Here is a 16,273-nt window from a genome sequence, read left to right as displayed (position 1 = left end):
TAGTCACCCCTTTCCTAAATTAAATTTAAACTATATTACTCTTCCTCTTTGGTATTACCATATGATTTAACCGCTTCTTCAAGCGACTTAAAATGGTTGAAAACGGTAATCAACTTGGTAACAACCAGCAGGCTTTCGATTTTATCGGTTGCATTTGCAATGCGTAAATCTCCGCCTGCTTTACGCATCGTTGTGAGACCCCCAATTAACATTCCCAAGCCCGAAGAGTTCATAAACTTAACTTTGCCAAGATCGGCAACAACGTTTGTTCTATCCTCTTCGATAAGCTCGTGAAGCTTTTCGTTGAGTTTGACGGCATCAGGGCCACCCATCACATTGCCCTTGAATTCAATTACAACACAATTATATCGTTCTGATATATTAAAGTTCATTTGATTGCTCCCCGCTTGTTAATATTAGGAGTTAATATAATAATTAAGCTTTTTCTTGGTAGCGTTGAATTTCAACAACTGCTGAACTTGCTACGAACAACGAGCTGTAGGTACCAATGATGACACCAAGCATCAATGCAAAGGAAAAGCCTTTAAGCACTTCACCGCCAAATATAAATAGAATGGTTACCACAAAAAAGGTCGTCACCGAGGTAATTACAGTACGGCTTAATGTATCGTTTAAACTCCTGTTGACCATCTGATCGTGATCCATGGTTTTATACAGTAGGCTGTTCTCCCGAATACGGTCGAATACCACCACTGTATCATTAAGAGAGTAACCTACAATCGTTAAAAAGGCAGCAATAATCGACTGATCCATTTGCAAACTAAACGGCACAATATCCGAAAGGAAAGTAAATACACCAACTACGATTAAGACATCGTGAAATAATGCCGCTACCGCACCCGCCGAATACGTCCAGTCTTTAAACCGGATGAGGATATAAATAAAGATCACAATCAAGGCAAAAATAATAGCATTTAACGCCCCCCGCTTAAGATCTTCTGCAAAACGCGCTCCGACAATATCGGTCTTAATAACGGTAGCCGGATTATCCGGATAGACCTCCGACATCGTATTAGTAATGAGCGTTTGTACCTCAGAAATACTCTTAGGGTTATCTGTACGGATCAAGACTTCTTCCGGTGATCCAAAAAGTTTGACAACCGGCGTACCATCCAACGGCTCCGATAGTTCGGAGCGAATATCAATGACATCGACAGGCTGCTCAAATTCAAGGACAAACTCTTTACCGCCCTTAAAGTCAATGCCGTACTGCAATCCTTTTGTCAGAATTCCAAAGATAGAAGCCACAAGCAGAATACCGGAAACGTAATAGGCAATCTTGTGACCTTTTAGAAAGTTAAAATCAGGATTCTCAAACCATCTCATAATTTATGTCCCTTATTATAAATGTTAAATTTCTTTGTTATTAACCGAAGCTGATCTCGGCAGATTTGTCGCGTGTCAGGTAATCCACAATTACGCGAGTAATCACAATGGCGCTAAACAATGAGGCTACAATACCGGCCATCAACGTTACGGCAAATCCTTTAATGGGCCCTACACCAAAACTGTAAAGAATGATACCAACAAAGAATGTTGTAATATTGGCATCCATAATCGCACTCATAGCGTTGGAGTAACCACCCTCAATGGCAGCACGAATCGTTTTACCGGCTCGCTGCTCCTCCCTAATCCTATCAAATATCAGCACGTTAGCATCCACGGCCATACCAATGGTAAGTACAATACCCGCAATACCGGGTAAGGTGAGCGTTGCCTTAAAGGCCGCTAAAATACCCAGTATAAAGATGATATTGAGCATAAGCGCGAGGTCGGCGATTGCCCCACCGGCTCGGTAATAGACGATCATAAAAATGGCAACAATGATAAGCCCGATAATGGTCGAATAAAATCCGGCCTGAATTGACTCTTCACCAAGGGTAGCGCCAACCGTGCGTTCTTCGACAATATCAAGCGGAGCAGGAAGAGCACCCGAAAGTAATATATTCACAAGGTCTTCGGCTTCGGTAACGCTTTCTAATCCGGAAATCGAAGAACGTCCGTTAGAAATTTTTGTCTCTACATTGGGATAGGAATAAACATACCCATCAAGAACAATAGCAATGGGCTTACCGATATTTGCCCCGGTAATTCGTGCCCAGCGTCGAGCGCCTTCGGCGTTCATGTTCATTGACACCCGGGGCTGATTGGTAGCCTGATCAAAATTTACGCTGGCTTCAGAAATAACATCTCCGGTCAGCTCTACTTCTGATCGCACGCCAATAAGTTCAAATAATTCCTGACCTTGCTCGGTTTCAGTAAACGGTGATGCTCCCCACATTAGCTCAATATTTCGTGGCATAAGCTCCTGAACTTCAGGTCGTTGCAGTAACTCGTTTACGCTAGCCGTATCTCTGCCGGTAGAATAACCAAAAGAATACGGATTGCGTCCACGTGGATTTAACACTTCAAGTAATGGATTTTGAGCAGATCCCTGTTGAACGGTATCAGTAGTGTCTGACGAAACCTGATCGTAATAACTTACAATGCGATCCTTGGCATTACTTATTTGGTCCGGCTGACCTACTAATCGGAATTCGAGTCGGGCTGTCCCTTTTAACAGATCACGTATTCGCTGCTTATTGGATACACCCGGAAGCTCAACAACCACTCGGTTGTTGCCCTGCTTAAAGATAGCGGGCTCAGTTACACCATAACGATCAACGCGCGATCGTATAATTTCCATCGCCCTGTCTACCGCAGAAGTTCGCTGTTTCTGCAAATAGGCTAGGATTTCTTCATTTGTTGACCGGCGGGTAATATTTTCGGTATCCGAACGATAATAACGACTTAACCGACCATCCGGATATCGCTGCTCAAACAACTGCACCATTTCATTGATAAAGTCGGTATCATTTTCAATGGCCTGTTGTTTAGCATCATCAATAACGTTTGTTAGCGTTGAATCAATGTTATCGCCTGCCAGTTCTTTTAAGAATTGCGCGGTTCCAACCTCTAAAGTAACATGCATACCGCCCTGCAGGTCAAGCCCTAGCGACAACGAATTCTGTCGCAACTCTTGCAGACGTTGCGCATTTTCTTCTACATATTCAGCGCGCTCGGCTTCCGGCAAATCCTCAATATAATTTTGCTCCAACGTATACTGCACTGTTGGCCATAAATACCCAATCGTAAGCGCCAAGAAGACGACGATTGAACCTATTTTAAATCCATTACCTTTCATAACAAATCGTTTTAAAAAATTAAGAATAGAAATTCGTTTTATAGATGTTTAACAAAGAATAGCGTGCCTTGCTGATACATCTATGGCGCCCCAATAGCAATGCCCTCTGTCATCGGCTGCATTGCCGTAGCAAAAAACTCATCAGATTCTGCTGTATAATTTTTAATAAGCAACAGATGTTTAGATATGAGCGATACAGCAGAAGCTGATCCTATTGCTCCCTTTTGATCCAAAACAACAGAACCTAACCCTTTGGTAATTGATGGAATAGGAATACCAGCCATGGCATTACCCGTTTGAAATTGACTCCATTCAATAAGCAACAGCTGGTAGAAGTGCATTGAAACCGTTGATCCTGCAAAAGAAAAATCAAGGGTCTCGTCGTTACTTTCCAAAATCTGGGAAGCCTCTTTTATAAACTCATCCAACTGAGTAGTTGACTTCCGAAGATCATCTAACTCCTTTTGTAAAGTAACACTGTCAGAAGCCTTCACCTTGGTCGTTAACCAGCTTGCAAAAGCCTCCGATGACCGATTTACCTGGGTTTGCTGTATCATATACAGCCCAAAGCCTGTACAGATTACAGCAATTACCGTAATGCGAATTATATGTGTACGAAGTCGATTCATCAGTGGCAGAAAATAGGGAGAATGTAAGAACGGGACAAACCTTTTTCTGCTTTCGTAATATATCTTATCAATAAGGTCATATGGTGGTTATAGCCCACACCGCGTTACTCTTCCAACCCCGGCTGATGATTCCGAAAAAACATGTCATCAAACCAGCCATAAAATATCGTAAGCATCAACGAAGCAAAAGAAGCAAACAAAACATTGCTCGAAAGAGGCATCTGCGAATAGAGTACACTTTCAAACAGTACCGTTATTAGTATGGTGAGCACCACGCATACTAATAGACACTTTGCAAAAAAGCTCATATAAACCTCCAGTTTTTGTTAGAAGGATATATGCAATAATGTCGAAAGAAATGCAATCCGACAAATCTTAGTCAACAAAAACCTCAAATCTTCCTTCGATATATCTTTAAGAAGCTGTAACCGTCCGTTGCTCCTCACGGTCAAACTCCTCTTTCAGGTATTGTCCCGTATAGCTGTCATCCATTTGAGCAACTTCCTCAGGGGTCCCCTCGGCAATAATTTCTCCACCGCCAACCCCACCTTCGGGCCCCAAGTCAATAATCCAGTCTGCTGCTTTAATAAGATCAAGATTATGCTCTATGACAATTACGGTATTGCCCTTGTCTACTAGCTGCTGTATCACGTCTACAAGCATGCGTACATCCTGGAAATGCAATCCTGTGGTGGGCTCATCCAAAATATATAACGTATCGCCGGTTCCCACTTTGGCAAGTTCGCGAGCAAGTTTAATACGCTGTGCTTCACCGCCCGAAAGCGTCGTACTGGGCTGACCCAATCGCAGATAGCCGAGACCAACATCAACAAGCGTACCTAAAATTCGATTGATGGCGGGCACTGAATCAAAGAACTCGTGCGCTTCATTGACCGACATATTTAATACATCGGAGATATTTTTACCCTTGTAATAAATTTCGAGCGTTTCCCGGTTATAACGCTTGCCGTTACATGTTTCACAATCCACATATACATCCGGCAGAAAGTTCATTTCAATTTTTCGAACCCCGTCACCATTACAAGCTTCGCAACGACCGCCTTTTACATTAAATGAAAAACGTCCCTGATCGTAACCGCGAATTTTAGATTCCGGCAATTCCGCAAAAAGCTTGCGGATATGATCAAACACCTTGGTATAAGTCCCGGGATTTGAGCGCGGCGTGCGTCCGATTGGACTTTGATCCACCGAAATAATTTTATCCAGATTATCGATACCATGCACGTTATCAAACGGGAGCGGCACCGATTTCGAGTTGTAAAACTCCGTCGAAAGAATAGGCTCCAGCGTTTGGTTGATCAGCGAACTCTTTCCACTTCCACTAACGCCTGTTACACAGATAAATTTACTCAGGGGAATATCAACATCCAGTTCTTTAAGATTATGGCCTCGTGCACCTTCCAGCCGGACCGACTTCCCGTTACCCTTGCGCCGTTCATCGGGGTAAGGAACAACTTCCTCGTCCTTCAAAAACTTGGCCGTCATTGAATCAGGGTCGAGATCTTCGGGCCGCCCTTCCGTCACAATTTCCCCGCCGTATTCACCGGCTCCCGGCCCCATGTCAATCACATAGTCAGCCGACTCAATGGTTTCCCGATCATGCTCTACCACAATTACGCTATTCCCCAGATCGCGAAGTGTTTCAAGAGATTTGATCAGCTTGATATTATCCCGCTGATGCAACCCAATACTGGGTTCGTCTAAAATGTAAAGTACACCAACCAGCTGAGTACCAATCTGTGTAGCCAAACGGATGCGCTGCGCTTCGCCCCCACTAAGCGATTGTGCTTCACGATCCAAAGTCAGGTAATTAAGACCAACATTAAGCAAAAAGTCTACGCGATCGCGCACTTCCTTGAGTACCTGGCTTCCGATCTTCTGCTGTCGCTCGGTGAGATCAAGATTGTTAATCGTATCCCGGAGTGTTGTAATATCCATTTGCACCAACTCATCAATCGTATAACCGTCAATACGATACGAAAGGGCCTCTTTATTGAGTCGACCGCCGCCGCATTCAGGACAATCGATTTTGCTCATAAATGCCTTGGCCTTATCGCGCTGCTTGTTGGAATTGCTCTCCTCGTACTTTTCATAAATCATGTCCCGCAATCCCTTGAAGGAGTGTTTATAGGTAACGTTGTCATCACGGAAATCATAACTGACGTCATACTTGGTATCACCTCCTCCCTCAAAAAGCAGATCCAGTTGCTCCTCGGTAAACTCTTTGATCGGCGTATCAAAATCGAGCCCCACCGAATCGAGCACCGCTCTTATCTGCTTGAAAGCAAAAATATCGCGCGGCTCTCCCAAATACCGAATGGCTCCCTCCTCGATCGTCTGTTCTTTATTGGGAATCACCAAATCGCGGTTTACATCATACGTATAGCCCAATCCATCACAATGTTGACAAGCACCATAAGGTGAGTTAAAGGAAAACATATTGGGCGCGGGATCTTCATATGCCAGTCCGCTTTCGGGATCAAAGAGATTTTGTGAATACAGATGATCCTTAAATTCAACTTCCCCGTCTTCTTCTTGGGGAACAGCTAAAATCACATTTCCTTCGGCCATTTCAAGTGCCAGCCGTACACTTTCAGCGATGCGCTTTTCACTTTTTTCGTTGATCACAAACCGGTCGACCACCACTTCAATATCGTGTTTCTCATAGCGTTCCACCTTCATATCCTCTTCAAGATCCATAAATTCCCCATCTACGCGGACCTGCACAAAACCCTGTTTCATCGTCTGCTCAAATAGCTCCCGGTAATGCCCCTTTCGTCCACGTACCACCGGTGCCAGGCAGTAAGCTTTGGTTCCTTCAGGCATATCCATAATCGTAGCTACCACCTGATCGGCGGTCTGCTTTTCCATCTTGTTTCCTGACTTCCACGAATAGGGTACGCCAACGCGGGCATACAGCAACCGCAAGAAATCATAAATCTCAGTAACCGTACCTACGGTCGAACGAGGATTTCGGTTTGTTGTTTTCTGATCGATGGAAATTACCGGGGAAAGTCCGTCAATAAAATCAACTTCAGGGCGCTCCATCATCCCCAAGAACTGTCGGGCATAGGCGGAAAGCGATTCTAAAAACCGACGCTGCCCTTCGGCATAAATAGTATCAAAAGCCAGCGATGATTTCCCTGACCCGGAAATGCCGGTAATAACGACAAGCTCTTCGCGGGGTATATTAACATCTAAATTTTGCAGATTGTGTTCGCGCGCGCCGCGGATAACTATATTTTCTCGCAAAGGTAATACGGATTTGAAGTTCAATAAAACTTTAAAAGATAAGGATAAATCGTATCTTTTGAAGCCTATAATTAAAACTGATTTCACTATTGAAATCAGGAAAGATAACGGAAAATATCGGCGTTTCATTCAATAGTTATGAAGCAACTTTCTATCGACCTGCCATCCCTTTTTAAGTTTAGTTTTCAGCAGTACAAATCGTACGCTTCGTTTATTATTGGTGCGGTACTTACTTTTATTGTATTGGCTGTTGTACCGCAAATCTATTTTATGTTGCGTGCTCCCGAGAATCCCACCTTAGAAACGCAACTGGTTTCATTTTTATTAACCGCAGTACAAATCTTTTTGAGTCTTGGTTTTACCAAATTAATGCTGCTGCTGGTGCAAGATGCTCCTGTCAGCGTTGCCGATATGTTCAATAACTTTCGTATTTTTTTCAGCTACTTTGTTGCCAGCTTCATATATGGATTGGCCGTTTCTGTGGGTTTACTTCTGCTCATTGCTCCCGGCATCTGGATCGCCATCCGATTTCAATTCTTCCCCTACTTCATCATCGAAAACGACGATTCCTCTTTTACGGCTCTACAGAAGAGTTTTAATTTAACACAAGACTTCCTGCTCGAACTCTTTGTATTCGGAGTTGCAGTGGTCTTCTTAAACCTTATCGGTGCTCTATTGTTCGGAGTAGGTGTTATTTTCACTTATCCACTGACAACCATGGCTACCGCAGTAATCTACCGAAGTCTAATCGAAGCATCAGATACCATCCCTGCCGAAGATTACCGAGCCTGATGACTAGCCCTTACACCGGAACATTGCCTCACCATCAGGGTAAAAACAACACAACGTCAATGCCAAGAAGAGCAATACAGTACAACCATGTCAAAGAGGATTTGGAAGGGGCTTATCGTAGCCGGAATCGTCATATTTTTAACCTCATGTAAAGCATCTGAGCCTACAGATTCTGCCGAAAATTATTTGTATCCCTATCTGGAAAATCAGCAGGTAGGGTTTTTAAACAGTACCCTTGAGAAAGAAATCGATCCCCAGTTTAAGTTTGTCGATAACAAAGTCTGGCCCTATACCTTTTCCGAAGGATTAGCAGCCGTCAATTTTCTGGGAACTATAGGCTACATTGACCGCCAAGGGGATATCGCAATTGAACCACAGTTTGATCATGCTCAAAACTTTAAAAATGGTAAAGCCTTAGTCAGGGATCACGGTCAATACGGGTTTATCAACCGGGACGGCAATTTTATTATTGAACCTCAGTTTCATGATGCGGGAAGTTTCAGCAATGGCTTAGCGCCCGTTCAGCAACACAAAAGAGGCAACTGGGGTTATATCAATCAGCAAGGGAAATTCGAAATTCAACCACAATTTGAAATGGCTCACGCTTTAAGCGAGGGGCTGGCTCTTGTTCAAACATCAGAACACAAAGAGTGGGGATATATCAATACCTCGGGTAAAATGATCATACCAGCCAAATATCCTCAGGCGAAATCGTTTTCTGAGGGATTAGCAGCAGTACAGTTGGGATACAAACAATGGGGGTACATCAATAAAAATGGAGCTGTGGTTATAGAGTCGAGATTTTTGGAAGCCCAACCATTTTCCGAAGGAAAAGCTGTTATTGCCATGCCCGTTAATAACGAAAATCTAGATCAGAAAAAGTTTGGGTATATCAACAAACAGGGAAAAATTCTCATAGAACCTATTTATGAGAAAGCTTTTTCATTTCGTGAGGGCAGAGCCAAAATCAAGCAAGACGGAAAATATGGATTTATCAATGAACGGGGACAGTTAATTGCGGATCCCATCTACGATAAAGCCTGGAGTTACCGGGGTGGTTTTGCCATGGTGAAACTGGGAAAGAAATATGGCTATATTAACAGGGACGGCGTTTTTGCCCTGGAACCAATCAGTTAAAACTTTGGTTTTTTTACATCTCGCAGGATTTTAACACTCTATAACTTGTTATAATTGCTCCTATCCGTAATTTTCGGTAATCTTAGGGCTTTTATTAGAAGGACAAACAACCGCTCAAGAATTAATGTATTCCAAAAAATCAGTGGCTTCTGAAGTAGCAAATCCCAAAGACTGGTCTCCCCAATCCTGGAAACAATTTCCGGTCAAACAACTTCCAACGTATCCGGATCAGGCAGCATTGGAGCAGGCTTATAACAAATTGCAAAATAATCCTCCGCTAATTACATCGTGGGAAGTTGAAGCTCTGAAAAAAAAGCTTGCTGATGTAAGTGCGGGAAACAGTTTCTTACTACAGGGAGGCGATTGTGCCGAGAGTTTTGCGGATTGTAAGTCCCCAAAAATTGTGAATCTGCTCAAGGTTCTACTGCAGATGAGCTTCATTCTTATCCACGAGATGGAAACGTCTGTTATTCGAGTAGGACGCATCGCTGGTCAATATGCAAAACCACGATCACGAGACTACGAAATTATTGATGGAGAAAAAATCCACAATTATCGCGGAGATTTAATCAATAGTATCACCCCTACTGAAGAGGCACGCAAACCTGATCCCGAACGATTACTTGAGGGATATAATAAAGCAGCACTTACCCTTAACTTCTTGCGGGCGCTTTCTGATGAAGGGTTTGCCGACCTGCACCATCCCGAATACTGGGAGCTCGATTTCATGAAAGAAAACGAGTATTACAAAGAATACGAGGCGATGGTAAACTCCATCCAGAAGGCAGTTAATTTTATGGAGACCATTACGCCCAATGAATTTAGTACGACCCAAAAAATTAATATTTATACTTCTCACGAGGGCTTGAATTTATATTACGATTCTGCCCAAACGCAGCAGGTCCCCCGTCGGGAGGGTTGGTACAATCTAAGTGCTCACATGGTTTGGCTTGGAAACAGAACACGCGATCTGGGCGGCGCTCATGTGGAGTATCTGCGCGGTATTCGCAATCCAATTGGCATCAAGATCGGACCGAACTATGATCTGGATCATACCCTGAAGTTGATTGAACGATTAAATCCGATTCATGAACAAGGAAAGATTGTCCTTATTACCCGCTTTGGAAAAGACGAGGTTGAAAGTGGGCTTCCAGACCTTATCAAAAATATTAAACATGAGGGTATGCCAGTCGTTTGGAGCTGTGATCCTATGCACGGCAATACGTTCAAAACGGATGAAGACGTCAAAACTCGTAATTTTGATGCCATTGTTTCTGAAATCCGCAAAACCTTTGCAATTCACCGTGATCTGGGCAGCTATCTCGGTGGGGTTCACCTCGAACTTACCGGTGATAATGTAACCGAATGTGTAGGCGGTGCCAATGGTCTGCATGAGGGACAGCTTCACAAAAATTACGAAACCTATTGTGATCCGCGACTCAATTATCAGCAGAGTTTAGAGATGGCATTCCTTATCGCCAAAGAGTGGAACCAAAGCTATGGCGAGTAGGACAAATCGCTGTCTACTGCTCACTGTATTCTGCCCTTTTCTGCCACAAATACAGCGTAGCTGACGGTTTGACGAATCGGGCAGTGACATTTTTTTCTTAGCTGCTGACATCTCTGAAAATTTCGCGCCCTTCCTATGGCTGAATGGCAGACTTTTGCTTCCTAATAGCTGTTGGTACAGCACTTGCTGCTATTAAAGTGAGTTTGATCAACAAATATTTCCAACACAAATTCACTTACGAGGTGTTTATTATGACTTTAATGAGATATTCCAAACCCAACAGAAATACAATGGACAAGAACTTTTCAGACATCATGGATGAGTTTTTCAATGATGTTGTAAATGATCGGCGCGGTAGTTTTGTGCCCAGTATCGATATTTCTGAAACTGAGGACCAGTTTCAAATAACTGCGCAACTTCCAGGTATGAATAAAGAGGATATTGATATCAGCCTGGAAAACGGACGACTTGCCATTAGTGGTGAGCGCAGTTTCGAAAATGAAGAGAAAGGTAAGAAATACCACCGCGTCGAGTCGAAGTACGGTTCTTTCGAACGCTCTTTCCAATTGCCGGATAATGTTGATGCAGAAAGTATTTCAGCAACCTATGAAAATGGATTGTTGAACATCAGCATTGATAAGAGCGAAGACAAAGTGAAGAAACAGATTGAAATCAGCTAACCTCAGCTAATAATTTATTCCCGACCCGCGGGAGTTGCCATGAACAGCAGCTCCCGTTTCTTTTTTCGGTCAATAACACAATAATTTCCTACTCTCGAATGTTTATTGAACTGTCAGAAATTCAAAAATTATTAATCTCGATCTAAATTAAGTTCATTATGGAAAAAATTCGTTCCTCTAATTTGTTATGGGCTTTTGTAGCTGTATTGGTTGTCGGTTTCTATACCGTTGATTTACAGACCAATAATGCATCGGTGCTTTCACTGCCTGATTTCTCCTCTGATAAAAATGTTGAACAATCAGAGAGACCTCCCTCAAAAACTATTGGGGAGCTAAATGATGCTATTGTTGATATCGCTGACAAATCAAAACAGGCGGTTGTAACCGTTAAAGTAACGCAAACGGTTGAAGCACGACCAAATCCTCTAAGTCAATTTTTTGGCAACCCGCGCCAACAACCTCAAGAATACCAACGGCGTGGACAAGGTTCCGGCGTTATTGTCTCTGAGAAAGGACACATTTTGACAAATAACCACGTTGTAGAAAACGCCAGTGAGGTGGAAGTACAACTCTTTAACGATAAAAGGTATGATGCCAAAGTAATTGGTACCGATCCCCTTACTGATATAGCGGTATTAAAAATCGATGCCAAAGAACTAAAAGAACTAAATGTTATAAAACTTGGAAACAGTGAACAATTACGAGTGGGCGAAATGGTATTAGCTATCGGTAGTCCGTTAGAAGCAAGTCTCGCACACTCCGTATCAATGGGTATTGTATCAGCCAAGGGACGTTCAGTTGGCATCATCGAAAAAGGAGCTGGATATGAAAACTTTATTCAAACTGATGCCGCTATTAACCCCGGCAACTCCGGCGGTGCCCTTGTAAACATGGATGGTGATCTGGTTGGCATTAATACGGCCATTGCTTCCCGATCAGGTGGTAGCGATGGTATTGGCTTTGCCGTTCCCATTGACATTGCTAAAAACGTGATGAAATCAATCATCCAAAATGGAAGAGTGGTCCGTGGCTATCTTGGTATTCAAATGGGTGGAGAAGTGGATGCTACTATGGCAAAAGCACTCGGCCTTGATGAGGCTTACGGTATTATAGTCGGCAACGTACCCGAAGACGGGCCTGCAGCAAAAGCTGGTCTTCAGGAAGATGACATTATTCAAACGATCAATGGTGAACCCGTTCGAAGCTGGAGTTCACTGCGCACATCTATCGGCACTTCTCCTCCCGGCACCGATGTAAAACTTGGGATAATCAGGGGCGAAGAAAAACAAACTATTACAGTAACGCTGGGAGAACAGCCCGAAGAAATGATGTCTGCAATGCAGCCGGGTCAGTCATCAGAACCTAATATGGAAAAACAACTCGGCTTTAAAGTCGAAGACCTTACGCCACGCATTGCCAAAGAGCTAGAACTCAGTCAAAACCAAGATGGCGTTGTTATTACCCAAATATCACGACAGAGTGAGGCCTACCAACAAGGACTACGTCGTGGTTTCGTTGTTACAGAAGTAGATCGACAGAATGTGTCCAATGTTCGGGAATTCAACGGGATAATGAGTCAACTTGTTGAAGATGGTAAAGATGTGGTGTTGCTTCGAGTGATTACTCCCGGTGGCAATAGCCAGCTTATTGCTTTTGAACTCTAATAATTTTGATCACTTACTGATAAAAGCCCTTCGGTTCGCCGGAGGGCTTTTTTTTATGACAAGCTGACGAATTTTAACTCAATTTTTGACAAAACGTTAGCTTTTGGATTGTGGCACCTTATTTGCTCTATTATTAATCAAATTGAAGACAAAAGCTCTATAATGGCACAATTTCATTATGGAATATAAAAACTATTACGACATACTTGGTGTCAGCAAAAATGCCTCTCAGGATGAAATAAAGAAGGCATACCGTAAGAAAGCGGCAAAGTACCATCCTGATAAAAATCCTGACGACCCCTCAGCGGAAGAGAAGTTTAAAGAGGTCGGAGAAGCGTATGAAGTGCTGAAAGATCCGGAAAAACGTAAACTCTATGATGAAGTTGGTAAAGACTGGAAGAAATACCAACGAGCAGGCGGATCTGCTGACGACTTTAACTGGCAAAATTATGCGCGTCAGAGTCAGGGCCGAGGCGGTTTTGGTGGTCAGCAGAGCTACCAAACAAATTTTGATTTAAATGACTTGTTCGGCGGCGGTGCCCGCAGCCGTGGAAGAAGCGGTGGCATGGGAGGCGGATTCTCAAGCTTCTTTGAAACCATATTCGGAGGCGGTGGCAATCCCTTCGAGCAAGCTCAACAGCAACAGTCGCGTGGACGACGATATCAAAGTAATGCCCGACAACAACGAAGCAGTAACGGGAAGCAAAATATTAAGGCCAGCGTATCGATCCCCCTGAAAGAGGCCTACGAAGGAACCTCACGAACTTTGCGTGTCGGCAGTGAAAAAATGAAAGTTAAGATTCCCGCCGGTATTAAAGACGGACAGCGCCTCAAGCTAAAAGGAAAAGGACGAAGCAAACTTTCTAGAGGTTCCAGAGGCGATCTTTATCTGACTGTGAATATTGATATGCCGGATGGATACGAACGCAAAGGCAATAATATTTACTATGACCATCCTATTGATCTTTACACTGCTGTTCTGGGTGGAGAGACGGTGGTGAATACGCTGGCCGGTAAAGCCAAGCTGAATATCCCCGCCGGAACTTCGGGTGGAAAGCTGTTCCGATTGGGTGGTATGGGTATGCCTGAATTTCGAAATTCATCCAACAAAGGAGATCTATTTGTTCGCATCCAAATACAAGTACCAGAAAAACTCTCCGAGGAAGAAGAGAAACTATTTAAGCAAATGGCAAAAAAATAGAATTATTAGAAATTAATGGTTCGGGCCGGGGCTCGGACCATTGTAAGTTTAAACTTCAGGAGACAATTCTTTTCTTCTCAAAATCTTGAAAGTTGACGTAGAAGGATACCACCAGTGCCAAGAAAAACAGTATTACCGTTGCAGTATCTACCAAAGCAGTGCTGAAATTCAATCCTGTCAATAACTCCACCAAAAACTCAATATAGGAACTCGGCATCTCGGTATATCCCAATCCTTGCCGTACCTGCCAGTGCCAATCCGTGCAAGGACAGTATCCGAATCCGTACCAGATCCCCAAAACAAACCACGAAAACGCCGTAAGAAGTAATGTAAAAAGGTTCCAGCGACGAGTCACTTCCCATATCCACCCAAAAAGATTAAACAGTATAAAGGCGGTGTGGAAGACGATAAAACCAATATCAAGCAAAATATACATCTCAAAGATGATGTTAAAAGTCCCAAAAGCATTTACCTTTCTTCTAAAAAGTAGTGATATTCATCTGCCTACAAAACTTTAATACAACTGTTCAACAGTATGGTTTTTATTCTATTGATTTCAACCCTCTTGTTTTTCCCCGCTAACGATATTGCCAACAATAGTTTTTGGGGGCAAAACGGGCATCGTATTGTGGGTGATATTGCTGCAGACTACCTGACGCCCGAAGCCCGGGAAGAGGTTGATCGCGTGCTCGGGGACGAATCGATGGCAATTGCCAGCAATTGGATGGATAAAATAAAGTCAGATCCTGCTTATGATCACACGCATGACTGGCACTGGGTCACTATTCCAGATGGGATGACCTACAAGGAGACAAAAAAGAATCCCAATGGAGATCTTATTAATTCCATTCGAACGTTTATTGAAGAGCTCAAAAGCGGTAACCTGTCATCCGAGGAAGAAAAGAAAAAGCTCAAGATGCTCATTCACTTAGTCGGGGATATTCACCAACCCCTGCATGTAGGCAATGGAGAAGATCGGGGCGGTAATGACACTGAGGTGGAGTGGTTTTATGATGATTCAAACCTGCACCGCGTGTGGGACAGCGAAATGATCGACGACACGCAATTGAGCTATACCGAATTCTCTGTTGCGATTAACCACCCTTCTGATCAACAGATCGAAAACTGGCAAAACACTAACGTTATCAACTGGGCCAATGAAGCCATGAAACTACGCCAGCAGGTATATGATCTGCCTGAAGACCGTGAAATTGGCTATAAATACCAGTACAAAAATCGCGATCTGCTGGATCGCCAACTGCTGAAAGGCGGCGTGCGATTGGCCGGTGTGCTAAATGAAATTTATCGACAGTAATTTTTTCCAATCCGCAAAGTTTTACTCTGTCCTAAAAGATAATCACACTGGAAACCTTGCGGTTTTTTTGATGAATTATCTAAATATTTCTTCCATCACATCTTCGTGAACTGCAATATCTCCTTTACTCCAAAGGACAAAGCGGATGAGCGTAACATATTCCAGGTCATCAGCTTTTCCCTGAACTGTTTGAAAAGCAACACGCGCAGCATCTTTCATCGGATATCCAAATGCCCCGGTTGAAATAGCCGGAAATGCAATCCGCTCTATCTGGTGATCTTCAGCTAGATCCAGTGCATTTTTATAGCAGTCAGCCAACAATTCATCAGAGGGTTCATCTCTTCCATAGACCGGCCCTAAACAATGAATAATATATTCGTTCGGCAAATTATGTCCGCCCGAAATAACCGCTTCACCCGGCTTTATGGGCGCCATCGATCGCGTTTCTTCGGCAAGTTCAGGTCCGGCTGCCCGATGAATCGCTCCGGCTACTCCGCCCCCAATACGCAGCTCCGCATTGGCAGCATTCACAACTGCTTCCACATCCGATTGGTTAGCAATATCACCCCGCTTTAGCTCTATGGTGATTCCCGATTGTTTTGTTTCCCTCATAGTCCTTTTTGTCAGTTCACAATTACTTTTCAAAACACGAAATACATAATTCAAATTCAACTCCAGATCACTATGCCTTGGGAAACATGATGCCAGCTAACTGACAAACAGACTCCATCCGAAATTTAAATAGCAGTTTCACTACCATAATTACAGGTACAAGCCCAAAGCGTCATATTGAAGAGCAACAACACTGAAATTTAGGCATATTTAAGGATTCGGTACGATATTGGCTTTTATAAAAGTGAAATAATC

At 43.3% G+C, this 16,273-nt stretch carries 15 protein-coding genes; 7 read left to right on the top strand and 8 right to left on the bottom strand.

Annotated elements, in window-relative coordinates:
* Positions 1-35 precede the first annotated feature (35 nt).
* The 6 genes from ACT3IB_RS06900 to uvrA form a co-directional block, all read right to left on the bottom strand.
* On the bottom strand, positions 36-392 hold the full coding sequence (locus tag ACT3IB_RS06900; protein WP_491538271.1) for an STAS domain-containing protein: 357 nt from the start codon (positions 390-392) through the stop codon (positions 36-38).
* A 43-nt stretch (positions 393-435) separates the two neighbouring features.
* Positions 436-1,347 carry a protein translocase subunit SecF gene (gene secF, locus ACT3IB_RS06895; protein WP_491538270.1) on the bottom strand — a complete coding sequence of 304 codons (912 nt, stop codon included), beginning with the start codon at positions 1,345-1,347 and terminating at the stop codon, positions 436-438.
* 40 nt (positions 1,348-1,387) lie between these two features.
* Positions 1,388-3,205 carry a protein translocase subunit SecD gene (gene secD, locus ACT3IB_RS06890; protein ID WP_491538269.1) on the bottom strand — a complete coding sequence of 606 codons (1,818 nt, stop codon included), beginning with the start codon at positions 3,203-3,205 and terminating at the stop codon, positions 1,388-1,390.
* Positions 3,206-3,285: 80 nt separating this feature from the next.
* Positions 3,286-3,834: a hypothetical protein gene (locus ACT3IB_RS06885; RefSeq protein WP_491538268.1), complete on the bottom strand. Its 549-nt coding sequence runs from the start codon at positions 3,832-3,834 to the stop codon at positions 3,286-3,288.
* 104 nt (positions 3,835-3,938) lie between these two features.
* Complete coding sequence (locus ACT3IB_RS06880) at positions 3,939-4,142, bottom strand: hypothetical protein (protein WP_491538267.1); 204 nt, start codon at positions 4,140-4,142, stop codon at positions 3,939-3,941.
* A 106-nt stretch (positions 4,143-4,248) separates the two neighbouring features.
* The gene (uvrA, locus tag ACT3IB_RS06875; protein WP_491538266.1) at positions 4,249-7,107 is read right to left on the bottom strand and encodes an excinuclease ABC subunit UvrA; all 2,859 of its coding nucleotides are present in this window, start codon (positions 7,105-7,107) and stop codon (positions 4,249-4,251) included.
* A gap of 138 nt (positions 7,108-7,245) precedes the next feature.
* Between uvrA and ACT3IB_RS06870 the strand changes: the two genes are divergently transcribed.
* The 6 genes from ACT3IB_RS06870 to ACT3IB_RS06845 all read left to right on the top strand — a co-directional run bounded on the left by ACT3IB_RS06870 (position 7,246) and on the right by ACT3IB_RS06845 (position 14,091).
* The gene (locus ACT3IB_RS06870) at positions 7,246-7,899 is read left to right on the top strand and encodes a hypothetical protein (RefSeq protein WP_491538265.1); all 654 of its coding nucleotides are present in this window, start codon (positions 7,246-7,248) and stop codon (positions 7,897-7,899) included.
* An 87-nt stretch (positions 7,900-7,986) separates the two neighbouring features.
* Complete coding sequence (locus ACT3IB_RS06865) at positions 7,987-9,036, top strand: WG repeat-containing protein (RefSeq protein WP_491538264.1); 1,050 nt, start codon at positions 7,987-7,989, stop codon at positions 9,034-9,036.
* A gap of 124 nt (positions 9,037-9,160) precedes the next feature.
* On the top strand, positions 9,161-10,546 hold the full coding sequence (locus tag ACT3IB_RS06860; RefSeq protein WP_491538263.1) for a 3-deoxy-7-phosphoheptulonate synthase class II: 1,386 nt from the start codon (positions 9,161-9,163) through the stop codon (positions 10,544-10,546).
* Positions 10,547-10,836: 290 nt separating this feature from the next.
* The gene (locus ACT3IB_RS06855) at positions 10,837-11,226 is read left to right on the top strand and encodes an Hsp20/alpha crystallin family protein (RefSeq protein ID WP_491538262.1); all 390 of its coding nucleotides are present in this window, start codon (positions 10,837-10,839) and stop codon (positions 11,224-11,226) included.
* Between the two features lie 158 nt (positions 11,227-11,384).
* Positions 11,385-12,890 (top strand): Do family serine endopeptidase, encoded by a 1,506-nt coding sequence (locus tag ACT3IB_RS06850; protein ID WP_491538261.1) that lies wholly within the window; start codon positions 11,385-11,387, stop codon positions 12,888-12,890.
* Positions 12,891-13,068: 178 nt separating this feature from the next.
* Entirely contained in the window at positions 13,069-14,091 is a 1,023-nt protein-coding gene (locus ACT3IB_RS06845; protein WP_491538260.1) for a DnaJ C-terminal domain-containing protein, read from the top strand.
* 55 nt (positions 14,092-14,146) lie between these two features.
* Here the strand turns inward: ACT3IB_RS06845 and ACT3IB_RS06840 are convergent, their stop codons facing one another.
* Complete coding sequence (locus tag ACT3IB_RS06840) at positions 14,147-14,527, bottom strand: DUF2784 domain-containing protein (RefSeq protein WP_491538259.1); 381 nt, start codon at positions 14,525-14,527, stop codon at positions 14,147-14,149.
* A gap of 99 nt (positions 14,528-14,626) precedes the next feature.
* On the opposite strand from ACT3IB_RS06840, the gene ACT3IB_RS06835 reads away from it, so the two are divergent.
* Complete coding sequence (locus ACT3IB_RS06835; protein ID WP_491538258.1) at positions 14,627-15,406, top strand: S1/P1 nuclease; 780 nt, start codon at positions 14,627-14,629, stop codon at positions 15,404-15,406.
* A gap of 75 nt (positions 15,407-15,481) precedes the next feature.
* Here the strand turns inward: ACT3IB_RS06835 and ACT3IB_RS06830 are convergent, their stop codons facing one another.
* Positions 15,482-16,018 carry a macro domain-containing protein gene (locus ACT3IB_RS06830; RefSeq protein ID WP_491538257.1) on the bottom strand — a complete coding sequence of 179 codons (537 nt, stop codon included), beginning with the start codon at positions 16,016-16,018 and terminating at the stop codon, positions 15,482-15,484.
* Between the last annotated feature and the right edge of the window lie 255 nt (positions 16,019-16,273).

The sequence above is a fragment of the Fodinibius sp. GM21 genome, from assembly GCF_058386955.1.
This window is presented reverse-complemented; position numbering and strand designations above follow the sequence as displayed.

Excerpts from the sequence above, each read along its gene's own strand:
- ACT3IB_RS06900 (WP_491538271.1), bottom strand. The coding sequence starts at position 392 with ATGAACTTTAATATATCAGAACGATATAATTGTGTTGTAATTGAATTC.
- secF (WP_491538270.1), bottom strand. The coding sequence starts at position 1,347 with ATGAGATGGTTTGAGAATCCTGATTTTAACTTTCTAAAAGGTCACAAG.
- secD (WP_491538269.1), bottom strand. The coding sequence starts at position 3,205 with ATGAAAGGTAATGGATTTAAAATAGGTTCAATCGTCGTCTTCTTGGCG.
- ACT3IB_RS06885 (WP_491538268.1), bottom strand. The coding sequence starts at position 3,834 with ATGAATCGACTTCGTACACATATAATTCGCATTACGGTAATTGCTGTA.
- ACT3IB_RS06880 (WP_491538267.1), bottom strand. The coding sequence starts at position 4,142 with ATGAGCTTTTTTGCAAAGTGTCTATTAGTATGCGTGGTGCTCACCATA.
- ACT3IB_RS06870 (WP_491538265.1), top strand. The coding sequence starts at position 7,246 with ATGAAGCAACTTTCTATCGACCTGCCATCCCTTTTTAAGTTTAGTTTT.
- ACT3IB_RS06865 (WP_491538264.1), top strand. The coding sequence starts at position 7,987 with ATGTCAAAGAGGATTTGGAAGGGGCTTATCGTAGCCGGAATCGTCATA.
- ACT3IB_RS06860 (WP_491538263.1), top strand. The coding sequence starts at position 9,161 with ATGTATTCCAAAAAATCAGTGGCTTCTGAAGTAGCAAATCCCAAAGAC.
- ACT3IB_RS06855 (WP_491538262.1), top strand. The coding sequence starts at position 10,837 with ATGGACAAGAACTTTTCAGACATCATGGATGAGTTTTTCAATGATGTT.
- ACT3IB_RS06850 (WP_491538261.1), top strand. The coding sequence starts at position 11,385 with ATGGAAAAAATTCGTTCCTCTAATTTGTTATGGGCTTTTGTAGCTGTA.
- ACT3IB_RS06845 (WP_491538260.1), top strand. The coding sequence starts at position 13,069 with ATGGAATATAAAAACTATTACGACATACTTGGTGTCAGCAAAAATGCC.
- ACT3IB_RS06840 (WP_491538259.1), bottom strand. The coding sequence starts at position 14,527 with ATGTATATTTTGCTTGATATTGGTTTTATCGTCTTCCACACCGCCTTT.
- ACT3IB_RS06835 (WP_491538258.1), top strand. The coding sequence starts at position 14,627 with ATGGTTTTTATTCTATTGATTTCAACCCTCTTGTTTTTCCCCGCTAAC.
- ACT3IB_RS06830 (WP_491538257.1), bottom strand. The coding sequence starts at position 16,018 with ATGAGGGAAACAAAACAATCGGGAATCACCATAGAGCTAAAGCGGGGT.